Genomic DNA, 16,905 nt, shown 5'->3' with positions numbered 1-16,905 from the left:
AATCCCCTCCTTTACTATGGAAACGGGTGCGGATGTGGATTTAATTGTTCATTCGTTAAAGGCTCAGCGCTATATCCAAGTGTCATCGGTACTGTATATACTCTATCTAGTCCTGTAACACGAGTGAGATGGTGACCGAACGTCATCGGTAGCATGCCTGGAACAATGACTTTTACACAATGTAATCCGTTTTTTTCTATAAGAGGTACTGTTTGATCTACAACGATTACTTCAAGTCCAGCTTGTTCTAGACGGTTTAAAAGTTGATGAAGATCGGATGTTAAATCTAGATCAAATGATTGTAACCCGTTCATTTCTTGGAACGTTTGCACCGGTGCATCGTCACGTAAAAGGAAGTGAAGACGTTCTTCCGCTTTTTTCAATCCGTACAGCATACTATGGTCTTCCATTTTATTTACTAGATAAGGATCTTGTAAGCAGTTTTCGTAGTGCTCTCTTTTTTGTTCGAGTTCATCGTCTGTAATTAGTAACATGCCTGCTATTTCATGGATGGCACTCTTTAAAGCGCGGACAGGGTCTAAATGAGAGCCTCCCGCACAAACAACGTTCATTCCATTTTCACGCGTATTTTTCGCAATTACCCATAAGCTTGGGATACCGTGTTCCATCGTTGCGTTAAAAGCATGTAGCTCATATCCAGTAATCGTGTACAGCCTTTGAATCATTAATTGTAATTCCGTATCATTTGCTGAACTAAGATCAAGGCGGGGGAGAGGTAATTCCGCATACCAAGTGAGCAAAAAGGCGTCACGCTCTACAATTTCTAAAATGCCGTGAAAAATTGCTTCTTCTAAACTACCACCAATAGCACATCCATTTGATGTTTCATATACGTAAGCATCTCGATGACCGAGGCTATAATAAGCGATTGATTCAGGAATTAAAATCGGCCGGTTTTGTAATAAAGAGTAGCCCCATACCCAGTTTTGTTCGTAGTCAGGGTCAAACGGTTTAAACGGAAAACTATCGCGATTGTAATGTTCATTGGTATGTACACCGAGTGTGAGGGGATTCAGTGCATGTTCCTCTAAATCATGAAAACTACCATGTACATTTGTCTTTTTCCCACGAGGCGACATACCGCAATATCGTTCTAAACCTTCTAAAATAGCAGTTGCTTCACTAACTGCAAATGAATGAGTTCGGCCTGCAACACCTTCATTTCCAAACATTAATGGCATGTTTATAATAACGTCAGCAAATGGTAATAAAGAATGCTGCATTTTTCCGTTTAACATACCGACCCGGTAATCTAAATAATCTCTCGTTAAAAATGTGTTTAGTTCATGAATGGAACGACAGCGATACGTTGCTTCGCTTGTTTTTAAACTCGGTTGTAACGAAATCTCTGCTGCATCTGCCGTATCATCAGGCAAATTGCTACATACAGGGCAGAGCGGATCGGGAAGAAAAGAATGCCGCGTACATTGCAGTGTTTGTAAGTTTAGTAAAATGAGTTCATTTTCTAAAGAAGAATGGTGATGAGTTAATATTTTCTCTGTTTCTGCACGAATAAGATGGCACATTTGTAACATACCATTTTGTGTGGCGCGTACATCACGCCTTGTGACATTATCTGCCTTTAACGCATATTTACGCTGTAGTTCCCACATTTCTTGTTGATCAAAGCCAGCGATAAATCGGCGTCCATCAGAGCAGTTGGAACAGCCAGTTGCAAGAGGATGAATGTAAGGGCCGATAATACCTTCACCAAATGAAGTGAATGCACGTAGCCATGGAATATGATTCGACCGAAACATTAACTCGGCATCATGATGAATAGAAGAAGGAGAGCCATCATGTAGTACGAGAGCGAGATGAATATTTTCAGGGAGTTCTTCTGTAAGGCTATGTTGACGAATGATAGAATATTGTTTGCATAGTTGATCATGTACATAGTTTGCAAGTAAGCCATCTCCTATAAGCAATATATTTTGAGTCATAGACTGTCCTCCTTTGCAATTAATACCCCGTACACACCATCTAAGTTTTCTTTCAAAAATGGTTCAATAGCTAAATCAAACACAAATGGATAAAAATTATGTTCTTCTAAATGTTGCAAGGCAAGCTGTACAGATTGCGTGCTTGGAATTTCTTCTTCTGCTTGTATTTCTAACCTAAAAGAATCCGTGTCATATAAAATAATAGAAGATTCCGGTAAGATATTAGCTCTGTATGGAGTCTCTTCATTTTGGATATGAAGAAGGGATAGTTGTAGTGCGTTTCGTAACGCTAACGTTGTATTAATATTAGATGCGCCGTACCATCGATCATTTATACCGACCCAAACGACTGGAAAGCTCAGAATCTCTTCACTTACTGCTATTTTAGGTGTTTCATGAATTGTAGCGAGAGCATCGTAATAAAATCTACAATGTGTATCATGAATTTTGGTTAAATCGACCGTCGTAATTTCTTCTAGCATATGTGACTGTCGCTCATACAATTTATTATTTAAATGTTGTTGTAGCGCCCGGTATACACCTTCTGTCATCGTTTCTCCAGCGCCAATACCGATATCATTATGTTCAGGAATAAGGCGGTGCATAATTTCCGCGACATAAGTTTCAATTCCTGCTAAACCAGCTTCTCGGCGTGCTTCATTATGAGTCAAACCTCCGCAAGTCATAAGAGGCAGGAGGGAAGCAGGACCATCTGATAGTGGCGTAGCTACTTGAATATTGCATTGTGATAACGGTAATTGATATAAATCTTGTTCATCCCATACATGGAATAAACCAGCTTCTTTAGAAGTTAATGAGTCGAAAAAACGGAATAAATCAGTTGAGGTATGTTGGCTGGACCGATGCTCAAGTTGTTCAGAAAGATTTTCTATCGTATCAATTGTAAAACTTTCATCAGTTGCGAGAGGATGTTTTATAAAAGGATGCCATGCTCCTTCGAGTGTTTCGTAATTTAATAAAAAGAATTGTGGTTCTTTTTCTCGGTAAGAATCATCAGCGACATGCTTAAGTAATTCAAATACGATTACATTTGCTAACATTGCAGATGGAAGTGGTGAAAATGATGCTGATGAATGTTCATTTTGTAAAGTCGTTTCATGTAGCCGGTGCCATGCGGACTCCCAGCATTCTTCATGATTAGCTGTTACGATAGGACCAGCTATACCCAGTGCTGATAAACAGACGGCTGGTATGAAGTTCTTTCCTATTTCTCTACAAATCGTGTGAACTGCTCTTAAACCTTCAATATCTCCATTTTGAGAAACGTACAAAATCCAGTCGAAAGGCTCGAACACTTCATGCAGGGGACGATCAATTGTCGTATCGATTTCTTGAACAAGTACAGTATCATCAACTTCATATGCAAGTTCTACTAGCTCATGAATGCGGTCGTAATTTGTTTCCTCATAATCTGTAACAAGGTAATGAAAGGTAGGTAATCCTGATTCTAATAAAGAAGAAACTAAGGAAGTAAGCATATCTCCAGAACCAATTATAAGGACGTTTGCCCCGCGGTACGTTTCGAATTTTAGAGCACCTGAATGAGAATCGGCTTCTAAAAATTCAATTTGTGAAGCGTATCTATCAAGTAATGCGCTATTTAATTCATGAGGTGCATCTTGACTGACATCCCGAACGAAACCATTTTCATATAAAATCTCTCCGATTTCAAATACACGATTTTGATAGGGGAGAGGGAGACCATCGGTTATTTCTGCTAAAGAGTAATTACCGTCAAACATTGGCATTAATTTTTCAATCCAGTTGTAAATTCCATCACCGTCCATACGAAATGAACTGGCGTTATTTCGAAAATAGACACCCCCGTTTGAGTCGGGGAGGAAGAAAGTATCCTTATTAGCTTTAAGCTTTGCATCAATTGGAAGGTTACTCATTTTAATCCTCCTTACGTTTTAAGCATACATTATTAGCTTATGTTATGAAATTTGTCCCGTATGAACGCAATAAAGTGAAACTTTAATCAGTGGGGGGTCTTCATCCCCCACTGATTATTAGTTGAACCAATCGGACTTTTATGGGCAGTTGACCCACACCTAACTTCGTTGCTTTCGCTGAATTTTGAGGTGGGGGTCTTACTGCCCATTAAAGCGGGATAAAAAAAGGCTGTAGAATGATTCATTCTACAGCCTGTAATAGATTATTAATCTATCAACCTTCTAATAATAATGATTTTGGATCTTCAAGCATATCTTTAACAGCAACAAGGAAGCTAACTGCTTCTTTACCATCAACAATACGGTGATCGTAAGATAAAGCGATGTACATCATTGGACGGTTTTCCATACGTTCTGCATCAATTGCAACTGGACGTACTTGGATTTTGTGCATTCCTAAAATACCAACTTGTGGGCTGTTTAGGATCGGTGTTGACATTAGAGAACCGAACACACCACCGTTTGTAATTGTAAATGTACCACCTTGTAGTTCTTTTAACGAAAGTTTGTTGTCACGTGCTTTCATACCTAAATTACGAATTTCGCTTTCGATTTCAGCGAAGTTTAATTGGTTAGCATCACGTACAACTGGAACAACTAATCCATCTGGAGCTGCTACTGCAATACCGATATCATAGAATTTTTTAATGATAAGCTCGTCGCCTTGAATTTCAGCATTTAATAATGGGAATTGTTTTAATGCTGCAACAACAGCTTTTGTGAAGAATGACATGAAACCAAGACGTACATCATGTTTTTTCTCGAAAGCGTCTTTACGCTCTTTACGTAATTCCATGATTGCAGTCATATCAACTTCGTTAAATGTTGTTAACATTGCAGATGTTTGTTGAACTTCTACAAGGCGTTTTGCAATTGTTTGACGGCGGCGGGACATTTTCACGCGCTCAACTGGTTTTTCAAATTCCGTTTTTGCAACTGGAGCAGGAGCTGGACTTTTTGGAGCAGCTGGTGCTTCTTTTGGTGCTGCAGCATGAGCTTGTACATCGTGTGGTCTCACACGTCCAAGTGGATCTGTGCTACGTACGTCATTTAAGTCGATTCCTAATTCACGAGCCATTTTTCTAGCAGCTGGTGATGCGATAGGACGGTTCGTATTTGGTAAACCTTGTAAAGTTGCAGCTTGCTCAGCATTTGGAGCCGCAGCTTTCGGTGCTTCAGTTGTTTCTTGTTTTGGTTGCTCAGCCACTGGTGCAGGTGTACTTACTGCAACTGGTGCTCCGTTTGCATCTAAAATTGCGATAGTTGCGCCAACTTCAACTGTATCCCCAGGTTCGCCTAGTAACTTCGATACAATACCTGAATCTTCTGCAATGATTTCTACATTGACTTTATCAGTTTCAAGCTCAACAACGCTGCCACCTTTCTCAACTTTGTCGCCTACGTTGATAAGCCATTGTGAGATAGTTCCTTCAGTAATAGATTCTGCAAGCTCAGGTACTTTAATTTCGATCATTTTAAATGTCCTCCCCTTATTTGCCTAACGGTGTGTTTTTTCTTCTTTTGTTTTCGGTAATCTCCATTTGTTAGCCTGCCCCTGGGCAGATATTCTGCCCGGGGACAAACTAGAAACCTTCGTTGTTACTGTTTAGTTGCTGTAAACTTCAATTTCTTGTTTATCTTGACGGAAGTTATACTTCGCGTCTAAAGCGTGTGCAACAATTAGTTCTTGCTCAGCTTTGTGAGCGAATGGATCGCCACCAGATGGGCTAGAGCGATCTGGACGTCCAATGTAACCTGTTTTCACTTTATCTCCAGCAAGTTCGAACAGAATCGGAGCCATGTAATGCCATGCGCCCATATTACGAGGCTCTTCTTGAACCCAAATAATTTCTTCTAAGTTTTTAAAGCGTTTAATAATAGATTGAACTTTCTCAGCAGGGAATGGGTACAGCTGTTCAATACGAACGACATGAACTTCATCTAAGTTGTATTCATGTTTACCAGACTCAATTTCTGCAGCTAAGTCAATCGCCATTTTACCTGTGCTTAAAACAAGACGTTTTACTTTGTTTGGTTTCGTACCAAGGTTTTCTTGTTCTAGAGCAGGTTGGAAACGTCCTTCGCTTAACTGACTAGCAGTTGAAAGCGTAAGTGGGTGACGTAATAAACTCTTCGGCGTCATCAATACTAATGGTCGAACAGCTTCTGTTCCTAAGATAGATGCTTGACGACGTAAAATATGGAAGTATTGTGCCGCGCTCGTTAAGTTTGCAACTGTCCAGTTATTCTCAGCAGCTAACTGTAAGAATCGCTCTGGACGTGCACTAGAGTGCTCTGGTCCTTGACCTTCATAACCGTGTGGTAATAGAAGAACTAAACCAGATTTTTGACCCCATTTTGCTCTTCCAGCTGAAACATATTGATCAAATAATGCTTGCGCAGTATTTGAGAAGTCACCATATTGCGCTTCCCACATAACAAGAGTTTCTGGAGCGAATACGTTATAACCATACTCGTAACCAACAACAGCAGCTTCTGATAACGGACTGTTATGAACAGAGAAGGATGCATTAATGTTTGGTAAGCGATGCAATGGTGAATATGTTTCATTTGTATCAGTATCGTGTAATACGATATGACGGTGTGCGAATGTACCGCGCTGTGAATCTTGACCAGTTAAACGAATTGGCGTACCTTCTTGTAAAATAGAAGCGAATGCTAATGACTCAGCAAGTGCCCATTCAATTTTACCGTTCTCTTCAAGAGCATCTTTACGACGTTCAAGAATTTTCTTCACCTTCGGATATACGTTAAATCCTTCAGGCCAAGATAATAATCCTTCATTAATTGCACGAAGTGAGTCGAGCTCAATACCAGTATCAATTGGCTGAATGCCTTTTGCAACAACATCTGGCACTTTAACATGAATTGTTGCAGCGCTCGTGTCAGCTGGTGGTACTTGTGCATAGTCAGATTTTAATTGCTCTTGTATAAACTGTGTAATTGTTTCAACCTCATCTGCATTTAGAACACCAGCAGCTTGTAATTGATCTGCATAAATCGCTCTTACAGTTGGGTGGTTTTTAATCTTTTTGTATACTTGTGGCTGCGTAACTGCTGGATCATCCATTTCGTTATGACCGTAGCGGCGGTAACCAATTAAATCGATTAAGAAATCTTTTTTGAACAATGTACGATATTGAATTGCAAGGTTAGCAGCAGCAAGACAAGCTTCTGGATCATCAGCGTTCACGTGAACAATCGGAATATCGAAACCTTTTGCAAGGTCACTTGAATATTTCGTAGAACGAGAATCATAGCTATCAGTTGTAAAACCAACTGCATTGTTTGCGATAACATGGATTGTTCCGCCTGTTTGATACGCGTTCAATCTGCTTAAGTTCAATGTTTCAGATACAATACCTTGACCAGGGAATGCAGCATCACCATGAACTAAAATTACGAATGATTTTGAAGTGTCTTGTTCTGGAAGACCAGATTTTTTACGATTCTCTTGAGCCGCACGTGCGAAACCTTCCACAACAGGGTTAACGAACTCAAGGTGACTCGGGTTATTTGCTAATGTAACGCGAGTGCTAACTTCTTCGTTACTAACGACTTGTTCTCTACCTAAATGGTATTTCACGTCGCCAGTCCAGCCAGAGTTAGCCACTGCGCCTTCTATTTTTGCATGTTTGAACTCAGCAAACATGTGACTATATGGTTTTTCTAATACGTGTGCAAGTACGCTTAGACGACCGCGGTGAGCCATACCAATCATGACATCTTCTACGCCGCTTTTAGCACCTTCTAGCACAATTTCATCTAGAACAGGTACAAGCATATCAACGCCCTCGATAGAGAAACGCTTTTGCCCAACGAATGTTTTATGCAAGAATTGCTCGAAACCTTCAACAGCTGTTAAACGTTTTAAAAGAGCAGTTCGTTTTTTATTTGATAGTGGTTGACGCAATGAATTTGATTCCACCATTTGATGCAACCACGCGCGTTCTTCACTATCTTGTATATGAGAAAATTCATAAGCTAAAGATTTTGTATAAACGTCTTTTAATCTATGAATTACATCAAGTGCAGTGTGAATACCTTCTGGTGCATCTTGCCATACTGTCTTTGCTGGAATCGCTTTCAAGTCAGCATCGCTCAGTTCGTTCATTGCTTTCTCAAGAAGAGATTGTCCATTTGCAGCATCTTCCATCGGATTGATGTGAGCCAACGTATGCCCGAAAGAACGAATCTGTTCAACAAGCTGAACGACTTTAAGAATTTTTTCAATGTTCCCTGTGTTTTGAGGAGAAAAATGTGTTGCTGTGTTGTCCCCTGTTACGACATCATCTTGAAACGAAGGAGCTCCAAAAATTTCAAAAAGCTCTTGTAATTCCGGATCAACAGAACCTGCTCCAGTTACGTAAAGATCATACTGCTCAATCACATAACCAAGGTTCGGACCGTGGAACTTGGCCCAAGGGTTTGTCGTTGTATTCTTCCTCGTCATTTGTTTAAACCTCCCAATGCATATAATCCTTTTTCCATACAAAAAGGTGCATTTTGCTCTTTTCAATAATTGATGAACCAATAATCAATGTAAATGTTTTCTTTACTCTTATGTTATTACAATAATTTACATAATACCAAACACTATTACTTATCTGTTTTGTAAAAAAACATTCACAATAACTTATCACCCAAGTTAATCTTTCATGTTATAAAGTAATTTTACAGAAAAATGGGGTGGATATATTTGGTATACCTATACAAATAACTAAAATTGTTGCATGTAAATATAAGTATAATAGTTAGAATGTTTTGATAAAAATGAGTTCGAATTATGTATATTGAAATAATAAGCGCTTTCATTGATATTATACAACAATATAACGGAATATAGTATAAAAAATAAAAAATTATGAATTTATCGTAAACTTTATTTAGATAGTGTTAAATATCGAAAGGAAAGTGAAGGATTTCTACAAAAAAAGTTGCTAAACATAAAAAATGCTTCATAAACAGTTAGTTTCTATAAATATGACGAAAAACACCGTAAAACGGGTAACGCATTTCGTGGAATAAAGAGATAAATGAAATATTTTGAAAGGATAAAACAAATAGGGAGATATTAAATTTTAAAAAAAGAGAGGAGGAGATATAGTAACGGTTATTTACAGTGTTCCGCGTTTCATTTCAAAATAGACGTGCTGAAACTGAAAAAGTTTCTTCTATATAAATAGAACGAAAAATGAACAAAACAAATGTAAAGGAAACTTGACGTAAAGCTTGCTTTACATATATACTCGCTATAAGGGAGGAGGGAGAAATTTCCTTGGAAAATAAAATGGTCGAATACCGCAAGAAATTTGGATTATCTCAAGAAAAATTGGCTGAGAAACTTGGAGTTTCCAGACAAACCATCATTTCAATTGAAAAGGGAAAATATGATCCATCACTTCCGTTAGCATTTGAAATAGCGAAAACATTTCAGACAACGATAGAACATGTATTTATTTATGAAGGAAAAGAAGAGGGGGAATCGGAATGAATTATTCACAAAAGTACTTTTTAATTATGGGAATTATTTTCTTTATTATGAGTGGAACTATGGTATTAGCAGGCATAATGACGCATTCCGCACCACCGGCTCCAACCTATACAGTACTTGCGATGATGATTATGTGTTTCTGTTTAAGTTACTTACACCCGCAATTTAAAGAAAAAGATGAACGGATGAAACTCATTCGTTATAAAGGAATGTTCTTCAGCTTTTTTGCGCTAACGGCATATTACCTTCTTTTCTCTATCGGTTTAAATCTACATGTAATTACACTATCTGCGGTTGAACTATTAAACATACTTATGGCACTTACGATGAGTACAGTTTTCATCTCATTTGTTGTTTTAGCGAAAAGATATTAAGATGGAAGAGAGAAAGGAAGATTAACATATGCAAATGATGTATGCTTTTGGCATTGGGCTTGTATTATTTTTAGCCGTATTCTTATTTATTCGTAAAGACGTTCAAGGTGGGACGTTAACGAAACGAGGCTTTTATAAAATGATCGGCTGTTTAGTTGTTATGTTTATAGCGATCATCGTAATGATCGTTTTAATAAATCAGTCATTATAGAATGAACCTTACTGTAGTAAGGTTTTTCTTTTTTATATAAAATCCGAAAATTCCCACGATATCCATTTACTACATATAATGGATATTATATAATTTAATAAAATGATAGATAGGGAGCATATTATATGAACAAAAAAACTATCTTCTTTTTATTAACATGCCTACTACTTATAGCTAGTATTACTTATATAATATGTAACAAACGAGAACCAGTGCCACCTATGTTAGTATGGGAGGGGCAGGAATACTACGTTACGAATGAACCTGCCGAAGCTGAAAAAGTTGGGCAAAGGCTCGGAGAAGTAAAAAAGAAAATCGAAACAAGTAAAAAACCTACTAAAAACAGTGAATCCAACATATTGCAAGAAAAAACAGAAGTATTCACAATGGTAGAAGAAGAAAAAGATCCTCACTCACCTTTAATCATAAAGGAACCTTATAGTGACGAATATAGAGTAGCAAGGCCGATGTTACAAGTACTATAAAGTGAAAAGGAGACTCGTATGCAACCAGTGACCTCATATCCATGGTCGTTAAGAAAAATGTTTGTTTTTTTCCTTTGCTTCATCCTTCCGCCAATTGGTGCGATTTACATTTTGATGAATCGAGAGGCGCTACAAAAGAGAGACTTTATTTTATATGTATTATTTGCTGCTATTAATCTATCACTTTGGTTATCGCTTATGATTTTTGATCGGAGTATGTGGATGGTATCGGGGCATTATGTGCTTGGAGCAGTTGTTATTGTTTTATCGAATATGAATAAGAGATAGGCCAGCAATCTTAAAGTTGCTGGTTTTTGTTTTGCTATTTATAATGAAGAAACAAATTTTGAATAGGGAGTAGTGGGCGTTATGAGATGGAAAGAGGGAACGTTTGAAAAAATAGACACGAATGACTCATCTATTGAGCAACTTATAAACACGTTTAAGGAACAAAACGTAATTGGTGGCGCAATAATAAGCTGTTTTAAAGTGCATAACGAAAATTTTTTCAAAGAAATACCACATTCGAAAGAGGGACACGAGCACTTCTTTAGAAGAATATTCAACTCTTTAGATATAATGCATAACTTAGAAGAGTTAAAAATACATACATCAGACAAATATAAGTTTCGTTTTAAAGAGCAGCTGGCAGTCATGCTTGATGGTAGCATTGCCGCTCAAATTTTGTGGGGCGGAGCATATGAAGGATTTAAGGAACGACCAGTTATCGCAAAGCAACTAGCAGTCAATGTATGTCAATATATGTTCCAAGATCGATACGAAGATATTAAAGTGTTCGAAAGCTATCGCCCTTGGTCAGATTGGTTTTACGATGTTGCGTGGGATGTTACCTGGATGGTGTTAGATAGTAAGGAGCAGAAAATGTGGTTCATTTGTGCTACGGATACGGATTGATAGAAAGGGGCCTTGTAGGAATGCTGCAAGGCTCTTTATCTTTTGGGAATGAATAGAAAATGAATCATATAAATGATATACTAAAAAATGTTTGTAATGTCAGTTTCATACTATTGTATAATGCTGACTTACTAGAAAAGATAAGAGGAGAATGAACGTGAAAAAGATACAGAAATTATTGCTGTTAATGATGGTAGTAGGATTAACAGTAGGTGTTTTAGCAGGATGTGCAAATCCGAAAGATACGACAGAAGAATTTTTAACTGCGATACAAAAAGGTGATGTAGAAAAGGCTCGTACATTTGTTGAAAGTGACAAAGAATTTAATAAACTAAATGAAAAAACAGATGATGCTGAGGCAAAAGCAATGCTGAGTGCAATTACGAAAAACTTTAAATTTGAAAAGCTAGAAGAAGTGTCGAAAAAAGATGACAAAGCAGAAGTGAAAGTGAAAATTACATCTGCTGATCTATCCGTTGCTGTAACAAAAGCAGTGGGAGAAGTTATGCCAATGGCCTTCGCTAGCGCTTTTAGCGAAGACAAAGAGCAATCTGAAAAAGCAATCGAAAAAACGATGACATCAGCAATCGTCAAACACTTATCAGATAAAGATGCAATCATGGCAACTCGCGAAGTTACATTGAACTTAAAGAAAGACAAAGATGGCGACTATAAAATCGTTGCAGATGATAACTTGAAAGAAGTATTGTTTGCCAATGCGAAGTCTTTGGAGAAGATGTTTGGTGGGAAGTGATTAGCTTAGATAAAAAAGAGAAACCATATCACGTAGAAGGTTGATATGGTTTCTCTTTTTTTATGACCCCGGAGAGGCTCGAACTCACGACCTCCACCCTGTCAAGGTGGCGCTCTCCCTGCTGAGCTACGGGATCTTCAAAAATGCGTATGTAACAGCACCTTTAATCTGTATGCTAAAGCAATTATATATAATTAACTGAAATTTTACAATATTTTATATTAAATTTGAAGGGAAAGTAGTTGGAATGGCGCTAGTCGTGTATTAAGGAATATATAAGTAGAGAATGTAATGAAAAGTGAGTTCGAATAAAGTGGTTATATTATTTTTTTCGATACCAATCTAAAGGACCCTCATCACTTAAATCGACAAGAAAAGGGAATAAGAAGTGTAAAGGTAAGCTTATAAGTTCTGGCATAGCGTTCAATGTTTTCTTGGACAGATACTGTCTCCCAAAACAATACGGACAGTCTTTTTCAAATGTCACGAGTATCGACCATACATCTTTTATTGTCCACTTCGTTTTACAATACGTACAACGCGCCATAGAGTTCCTCCTCATGTTAAGTTTTCTTCTAGTATATTCTATTGTAAGAAAGTCATTTGTATTTGGTGTGATAAAATGTAAGTTGTTTTGTTTTTATATGGATCTATTCAGTCATTTATGATTAATTACATATCGTTTTCTATTTTTGCAGGATGATAGATTTGCAGCTTCAATATGCAAACTGGCCAATATATCCTTTTTACAATTTACTTAAAATCATGTATAACAGAGATACAAGATTATTTTATAAATATTCAGGAGTAGAGGGAGAATTATTGTAATGGTAAGGAAAACGTTCAAGATGCGTGTATCTAGAAATAGAACGATTTCGATTAATGGCTCGATTCTTGATGTGGATGTTACACATGATGAGTTTTTACAAGAGTTTGTTGAGTGGGTCGATTCTAAAGGTTGGTCATTTATGGGGATGACAGATGAGATTACACCTGAGGAAGCTAGTCAAAATTTAATAGATTCATTGATTGATGAGAAGGATAAGAAAGAATAATTCCTTCTTATTTTTTGTTGTATATTTATGTTCTTTATCGTAAAAGTATGATATAGTAAAAAACAGTGAATATTCTTCCAATTTAATACAAATTACATATAGATTGGTAGATTCAGTTTTTAAGCTATGAGAGTATAGTGAAAAGGGAGAGTCATATGGTAAATTTTAAGAAAATTTTGGCTTTTATTACCGTTATTTGTTTATTTTTTTTGACACCTATGACGTTACGTGCTGAGACGAATGTTGGAGTGAATCCAGAACAAGTGGCACCACCACCTGCGGAAGGACCGAATGTTTTTAGTCAGTTTGCAACTACGATTGATGCGAAAACAGGAGATGTTTTGTATGACAAAAATGCACATCATCGCGCATTTCCAGCGAGTATGACGAAAGTGTTAACAGCGATTTTACTTATGGAGCATACGAAGCCAGAGGATCAATTTACGTTTTCACAATTAGCATTAGATCAAGAGAAGAGTAATTATCAAATTGAGTTTCAACCTGGTGAGACGATTAATCGTAATACTGCGCTTATGATTTTAATGGTACTGAGTGCGAATGATGTGTCGTATGCGATTGCAGAGCGGATTGGCGGAAGTGTTGAAAATTTCGCTCATATGATGAATGAGAAAGCGAAGCAATTAGGGGCTACAGATAGTCACTTTGTCACACCAAATGGATTGCATGATCCGAATCATTATACAACACCATTTGATATGGCTATGATTACGAGAGGTGTGCAAAAGTATCCTGAAATTTTGCAAGCGATGAATACGAAAAGAACGACAGTTACGACATCTAGGCAGACGGTGTCTATTTTTAACAAGTCTACTTATTTTGAAAATCCATATAGCATTGGCGGGAAGACGGGTTTTACAAATGAAGCGCGCAATACGCTCGTTTTATTAAATGAGAAGGATGGAAATCGTATTATAAATGTAGTAATGGCTTCTCAAAGACCTGAAATTTATGAAGATTTGAAGCAGATGGCGGACTATTCTTTCGGTCAATTTGTGAAGCAAACTGTACTAGATAAACATAGTTGGCATCAAAAGACAACGTATTTAAATAAAGATATTGATAGCGAACTTGAACAAAGTGCAGAACTTATGCTTAAGAAAGATGAAGGGAAAAATGTAAGGACGGTTTTCCGTGCGGCTTCTTTAGATAAAGATTCTTTATATCATAAAGGAATTCATCGTGGTGAGGTAGTTGGTGCAGTTGATATTACGAAAAATAATCAAACAATTGCGACGGTAAATGTTCTTTCGAAAGAAGATGTTACTTTTGCGATGCCTAAAAAGGATACGGCTACGCCTGAAGTAAAGGAATCAAATGTGAAAATAATAAGCATTGGGATAGGTGCCGCTGTATTATTTGGAGCCATTTTATTTGTCGTGCTGCGCCGAAATACAGCAGGAATGAAATCAGAAGAAAAATAAATTACTAGTAAAAAGACTGTGAAGAGACTTTGTCACAGTCTTTTTTGTATATAAAAAAATAACTAATAATTGTAAATTTTCTTATTGCATTTATTTGCTGTTCGTTATATTATTTAGTTGTGTTCTTGTTAGAGAACGATATAGATATTATATACTTCGAATAATATAAAACAACGGAGAGGGAGAGAGAGGATGAAATTCGTTTGGAAGATTATTAGCAACGTTATCTCATTTGTTTTATTTGCATTAATGGTTTTTTTAGCTTTTGTAGTTATTTCGTCAAAAGCGAGTGGTGGAGATCCAACGGTGATGGGATATCAATTTAAATCAGTGTTATCAGGATCGATGGAACCGACATTTTTAACAGGATCAATCATTGCGATAGAGCCAACGAAAGATGGTTCTAAATATCAAAAAGGTGATGTTATTACCTTTAAAGAGAAAGATGAAAAAATTATCACTCACCGTATTATCGGTGTGAAAGATACAAATGGAAAAGTAATGTATGAAACAAAAGGGGATAACAATAATGGCCCTGATTTAGCACCAGTACTTGCGGAGAATGTCATTGGGAAATATGCAGATATTACAGTTCCTTATGCAGGATATGCATTAAATTATGCTAGTTCGAAGGCTGGAGCTGCATTGCTTCTTATTATTCCAGGGGTCTTTTTACTAGGCTATTCCGCGATTTCTATTTTTGGCGCAATTCGTAGCATTGACGGGGAAAAGAAAGAGAAAAAAGTAGAGCACTCCGTCTAGTTCGTTTGGTTATACTTTCCATTTTGGAAGTTAACAAATATATATTAAGGGGATATGGACATGACTTTAAAGAAAAAATTAGGAATGGGTATCGCATCAGCTGTATTAGGAGCTGCATTAGTTGGCGGAGGAACATTTGCATTTTTCAGCGATAAAGAAGTGTCAAACAATACATTTGCGGCTGGTACACTGGATTTGGCATTAAATCCAACAACAGTTGTTGATGTATCAAATTTAAAACCTGGGGATACGATTAAAAGAGATTTTAAACTAGAAAATAAAGGATCTTTAGATATTAAAAAGGTTCTATTAAAAACAGATTATAAAGTAGAAGATGTGAAGAAAGATAATAAAGATGATTTTGGTAAACATATTAAAGTAACATTCTTAAAAAATGTAGACAAGCATGAAACAATCGTAAAAGAAACAACGCTAGATAAATTGAAAGGTGATACACTTACAGCAGTAGATAATGATTTAGCTGCTTGGTTCTGGGATGAAAAAGGTATTTCAGCAGGTAAATCTGATAAATTCACAGTGAAATTCGAATTTGTTAATGATACAAAGAAAGACCAAAATGAATTCCAAGGCGATAAGTTACAATTAAATTGGACGTTTGAGGCACAGCAAACAGAAGGTGAAGCAAAATAATATGAAAAAGGACTATTAAATAGATAGTCCTTTTTCTATTTTTCTAGTATATAGCTATCATTTTATATCGTTCTTTATTATAATAAAAATAACGTTCTGTATAAAGAACATCTTGTTCGATGGGAGAGATTAAGATGCTGAAAACACCTCGCAAATTAAAAAAGATGCTTATATTGCCTTGTATGTGCTCCATTACGTTTTATTTAGGCTCTCAAATAATGACGTATACAGAAGCTGCATTTATTCATGAAACGAAAGTGGAAGCGGCTCTTTCTACAGCGATTATATTTCCAAAAACAGTTGATACGTTAAAAGAGGAAGCTGAGAAACATAAACAGTCTATTGAGCATGAGTATGGAGAAATGAAGGGGAAGCTGACAATAACTTCTATAGAAGAAATAGAACAGGCAATTGTAGTATGGCAACAAGGACGTGAGAAAATTGCTTCTGATGAGGAAGCGCTACAAAATGTATATACTGCAATAGAAGCTCCTTATAATCAAATACAAGAAGAATTAAAAGTGAATAAAAGTGAATCGATTCAACAAGTGGCCGTATATGTGAATGAAGGTTTTCAAAGTATAAAAGAGAAGCGCGATTATATTGTGAAAGAAGTTAGTTTGCAAGTGATTGATGAACAAATTCAGATTCTACACCAACAATTAAATGATGCGATAGAGGCGGAAGCTCAAATGAAAGTAGAAGAAGAGAAGAAAGTAGAAGAAGAGAAAAAAGCAGAAGAACAGAAGAAGGTAGAAGAGAAGAAAGTAGAAGAAGAGAAAAAAGCAGAAGAACAGAAGA

At 36.8% G+C, this 16,905-nt stretch carries 17 protein-coding genes and 1 tRNA gene; 12 read left to right on the top strand and 6 right to left on the bottom strand.

Going from position 1 to position 16,905, the window contains the following annotated elements; all coding sequences use genetic code 11:
• Positions 1 to 14: 14 nt before the first annotated feature.
• From FOT98_RS10475 to odhA, 4 genes are all read right to left on the bottom strand, one after another.
• Positions 15 to 1,964, bottom strand: coding sequence for a TOMM precursor leader peptide-binding protein (locus tag FOT98_RS10475; RefSeq protein ID WP_063260286.1), 1,950 nt, complete (start codon positions 1,962 to 1,964; stop codon positions 15 to 17).
• Positions 1,961 to 3,880: a putative thiazole-containing bacteriocin maturation protein gene (locus tag FOT98_RS10470; RefSeq protein WP_063260287.1), complete on the bottom strand. Its 1,920-nt coding sequence runs from the start codon at positions 3,878 to 3,880 to the stop codon at positions 1,961 to 1,963. Before FOT98_RS10470 ends, FOT98_RS10475 begins: the two co-directional genes overlap by 4 nt.
• Before the next feature lie 274 nt (positions 3,881 to 4,154).
• Entirely contained in the window at positions 4,155 to 5,414 is a 1,260-nt protein-coding gene (odhB, locus tag FOT98_RS10465; RefSeq protein WP_000569925.1) for a 2-oxoglutarate dehydrogenase complex dihydrolipoyllysine-residue succinyltransferase, read from the bottom strand.
• Between the two features lie 132 nt (positions 5,415 to 5,546).
• A complete protein-coding gene (gene odhA, locus FOT98_RS10460; protein ID WP_063260288.1) occupies positions 5,547 to 8,414 on the bottom strand; it encodes a 2-oxoglutarate dehydrogenase E1 component in 2,868 nt (955 codons plus the stop codon).
• Between the two features lie 825 nt (positions 8,415 to 9,239).
• On the opposite strand from odhA, the gene FOT98_RS10455 reads away from it, so the two are divergent.
• The 7 genes from FOT98_RS10455 to FOT98_RS10425 all read left to right on the top strand — a co-directional run bounded on the left by FOT98_RS10455 (position 9,240) and on the right by FOT98_RS10425 (position 12,194).
• Positions 9,240 to 9,455: a helix-turn-helix transcriptional regulator gene (locus FOT98_RS10455; protein ID WP_063260289.1), complete on the top strand. Its 216-nt coding sequence runs from the start codon at positions 9,240 to 9,242 to the stop codon at positions 9,453 to 9,455.
• Positions 9,452 to 9,829, top strand: coding sequence for a hypothetical protein (locus FOT98_RS10450; RefSeq protein ID WP_063260290.1), 378 nt, complete (start codon positions 9,452 to 9,454; stop codon positions 9,827 to 9,829). Before FOT98_RS10455 ends, FOT98_RS10450 begins: the two co-directional genes overlap by 4 nt.
• A gap of 28 nt (positions 9,830 to 9,857) precedes the next feature.
• Positions 9,858 to 10,040, top strand: a complete 183-nt coding sequence (locus tag FOT98_RS10445) for a DUF3976 domain-containing protein (protein WP_001178300.1) — start codon at positions 9,858 to 9,860, stop codon at positions 10,038 to 10,040.
• A 125-nt stretch (positions 10,041 to 10,165) separates the two neighbouring features.
• Positions 10,166 to 10,525, top strand: a complete 360-nt coding sequence (locus FOT98_RS10440) for a hypothetical protein (RefSeq protein WP_063260291.1) — start codon at positions 10,166 to 10,168, stop codon at positions 10,523 to 10,525.
• A gap of 18 nt (positions 10,526 to 10,543) precedes the next feature.
• Complete coding sequence (locus FOT98_RS10435) at positions 10,544 to 10,813, top strand: hypothetical protein (RefSeq protein ID WP_063260292.1); 270 nt, start codon at positions 10,544 to 10,546, stop codon at positions 10,811 to 10,813.
• Positions 10,814 to 10,894: 81 nt separating this feature from the next.
• Positions 10,895 to 11,440 carry a hypothetical protein gene (locus tag FOT98_RS10430; protein ID WP_063260293.1) on the top strand — a complete coding sequence of 182 codons (546 nt, stop codon included), beginning with the start codon at positions 10,895 to 10,897 and terminating at the stop codon, positions 11,438 to 11,440.
• 157 nt (positions 11,441 to 11,597) lie between these two features.
• Positions 11,598 to 12,194, top strand: coding sequence for a DUF4878 domain-containing protein (locus FOT98_RS10425; RefSeq protein ID WP_063260294.1), 597 nt, complete (start codon positions 11,598 to 11,600; stop codon positions 12,192 to 12,194).
• A gap of 63 nt (positions 12,195 to 12,257) precedes the next feature.
• Here FOT98_RS10425 and FOT98_RS10420 read toward each other — a convergent pair.
• Positions 12,258 to 12,330, bottom strand: a tRNA-Val gene (locus tag FOT98_RS10420).
• 186 nt (positions 12,331 to 12,516) lie between these two features.
• Positions 12,517 to 12,741, bottom strand: coding sequence for a hypothetical protein (locus FOT98_RS10415; RefSeq protein WP_063260295.1), 225 nt, complete (start codon positions 12,739 to 12,741; stop codon positions 12,517 to 12,519).
• 280 nt (positions 12,742 to 13,021) lie between these two features.
• On the opposite strand from FOT98_RS10415, the gene FOT98_RS10410 reads away from it, so the two are divergent.
• The 5 genes from FOT98_RS10410 to FOT98_RS10390 form a co-directional block, all read left to right on the top strand.
• A complete protein-coding gene (locus FOT98_RS10410; RefSeq protein ID WP_000251865.1) occupies positions 13,022 to 13,249 on the top strand; it encodes a hypothetical protein in 228 nt (75 codons plus the stop codon).
• Between the two features lie 155 nt (positions 13,250 to 13,404).
• On the top strand, positions 13,405 to 14,691 hold the full coding sequence (locus FOT98_RS10405; protein ID WP_063260296.1) for a D-alanyl-D-alanine carboxypeptidase family protein: 1,287 nt from the start codon (positions 13,405 to 13,407) through the stop codon (positions 14,689 to 14,691).
• 192 nt (positions 14,692 to 14,883) lie between these two features.
• Positions 14,884 to 15,453: a signal peptidase I SipW gene (gene sipW, locus FOT98_RS10400; RefSeq protein ID WP_063261869.1), complete on the top strand. Its 570-nt coding sequence runs from the start codon at positions 14,884 to 14,886 to the stop codon at positions 15,451 to 15,453.
• Between the two features lie 60 nt (positions 15,454 to 15,513).
• Entirely contained in the window at positions 15,514 to 16,104 is a 591-nt protein-coding gene (locus FOT98_RS10395) for a CalY family protein (RefSeq protein ID WP_063261870.1), read from the top strand.
• A 134-nt stretch (positions 16,105 to 16,238) separates the two neighbouring features.
• A partial coding sequence (locus FOT98_RS10390; protein ID WP_144291058.1) for a DUF4047 domain-containing protein occupies positions 16,239 to 16,905 on the top strand: 667 nt, incomplete at its 3' end.

The sequence above is a fragment of the Bacillus sp. HY001 genome (assembly GCF_007558965.1).
Lineage (GTDB): Bacteria > Bacillota > Bacilli > Bacillales > Bacillaceae_G > Bacillus_A > Bacillus_A mobilis.
The sequence above is the reverse complement of the archived record's forward strand: the minus strand, read 5'-3'. Positions and strand labels throughout refer to the sequence as shown.

Coding starts and splice junctions, on each gene's coding strand:
- FOT98_RS10405 (WP_063260296.1), top strand. CDS start 13,405: ATGGTAAATTTTAAGAAAATTTTGGCTTTTATTACCGTTATTTGTTTA.
- FOT98_RS10470 (WP_063260287.1), bottom strand. CDS start 3,880: ATGAGTAACCTTCCAATTGATGCAAAGCTTAAAGCTAATAAGGATACT.
- FOT98_RS10410 (WP_000251865.1), top strand. CDS start 13,022: ATGGTAAGGAAAACGTTCAAGATGCGTGTATCTAGAAATAGAACGATT.
- FOT98_RS10435 (WP_063260292.1), top strand. CDS start 10,544: ATGCAACCAGTGACCTCATATCCATGGTCGTTAAGAAAAATGTTTGTT.
- FOT98_RS10395 (WP_063261870.1), top strand. CDS start 15,514: ATGACTTTAAAGAAAAAATTAGGAATGGGTATCGCATCAGCTGTATTA.
- odhB (WP_000569925.1), bottom strand. CDS start 5,414: ATGATCGAAATTAAAGTACCTGAGCTTGCAGAATCTATTACTGAAGGA.
- FOT98_RS10450 (WP_063260290.1), top strand. CDS start 9,452: ATGAATTATTCACAAAAGTACTTTTTAATTATGGGAATTATTTTCTTT.
- FOT98_RS10445 (WP_001178300.1), top strand. CDS start 9,858: ATGCAAATGATGTATGCTTTTGGCATTGGGCTTGTATTATTTTTAGCC.
- sipW (WP_063261869.1), top strand. CDS start 14,884: ATGAAATTCGTTTGGAAGATTATTAGCAACGTTATCTCATTTGTTTTA.
- FOT98_RS10475 (WP_063260286.1), bottom strand. CDS start 1,964: ATGACTCAAAATATATTGCTTATAGGAGATGGCTTACTTGCAAACTAT.
- FOT98_RS10430 (WP_063260293.1), top strand. CDS start 10,895: ATGAGATGGAAAGAGGGAACGTTTGAAAAAATAGACACGAATGACTCA.
- FOT98_RS10415 (WP_063260295.1), bottom strand. CDS start 12,741: ATGGCGCGTTGTACGTATTGTAAAACGAAGTGGACAATAAAAGATGTA.
- odhA (WP_063260288.1), bottom strand. CDS start 8,414: ATGACGAGGAAGAATACAACGACAAACCCTTGGGCCAAGTTCCACGGT.
- FOT98_RS10440 (WP_063260291.1), top strand. CDS start 10,166: ATGAACAAAAAAACTATCTTCTTTTTATTAACATGCCTACTACTTATA.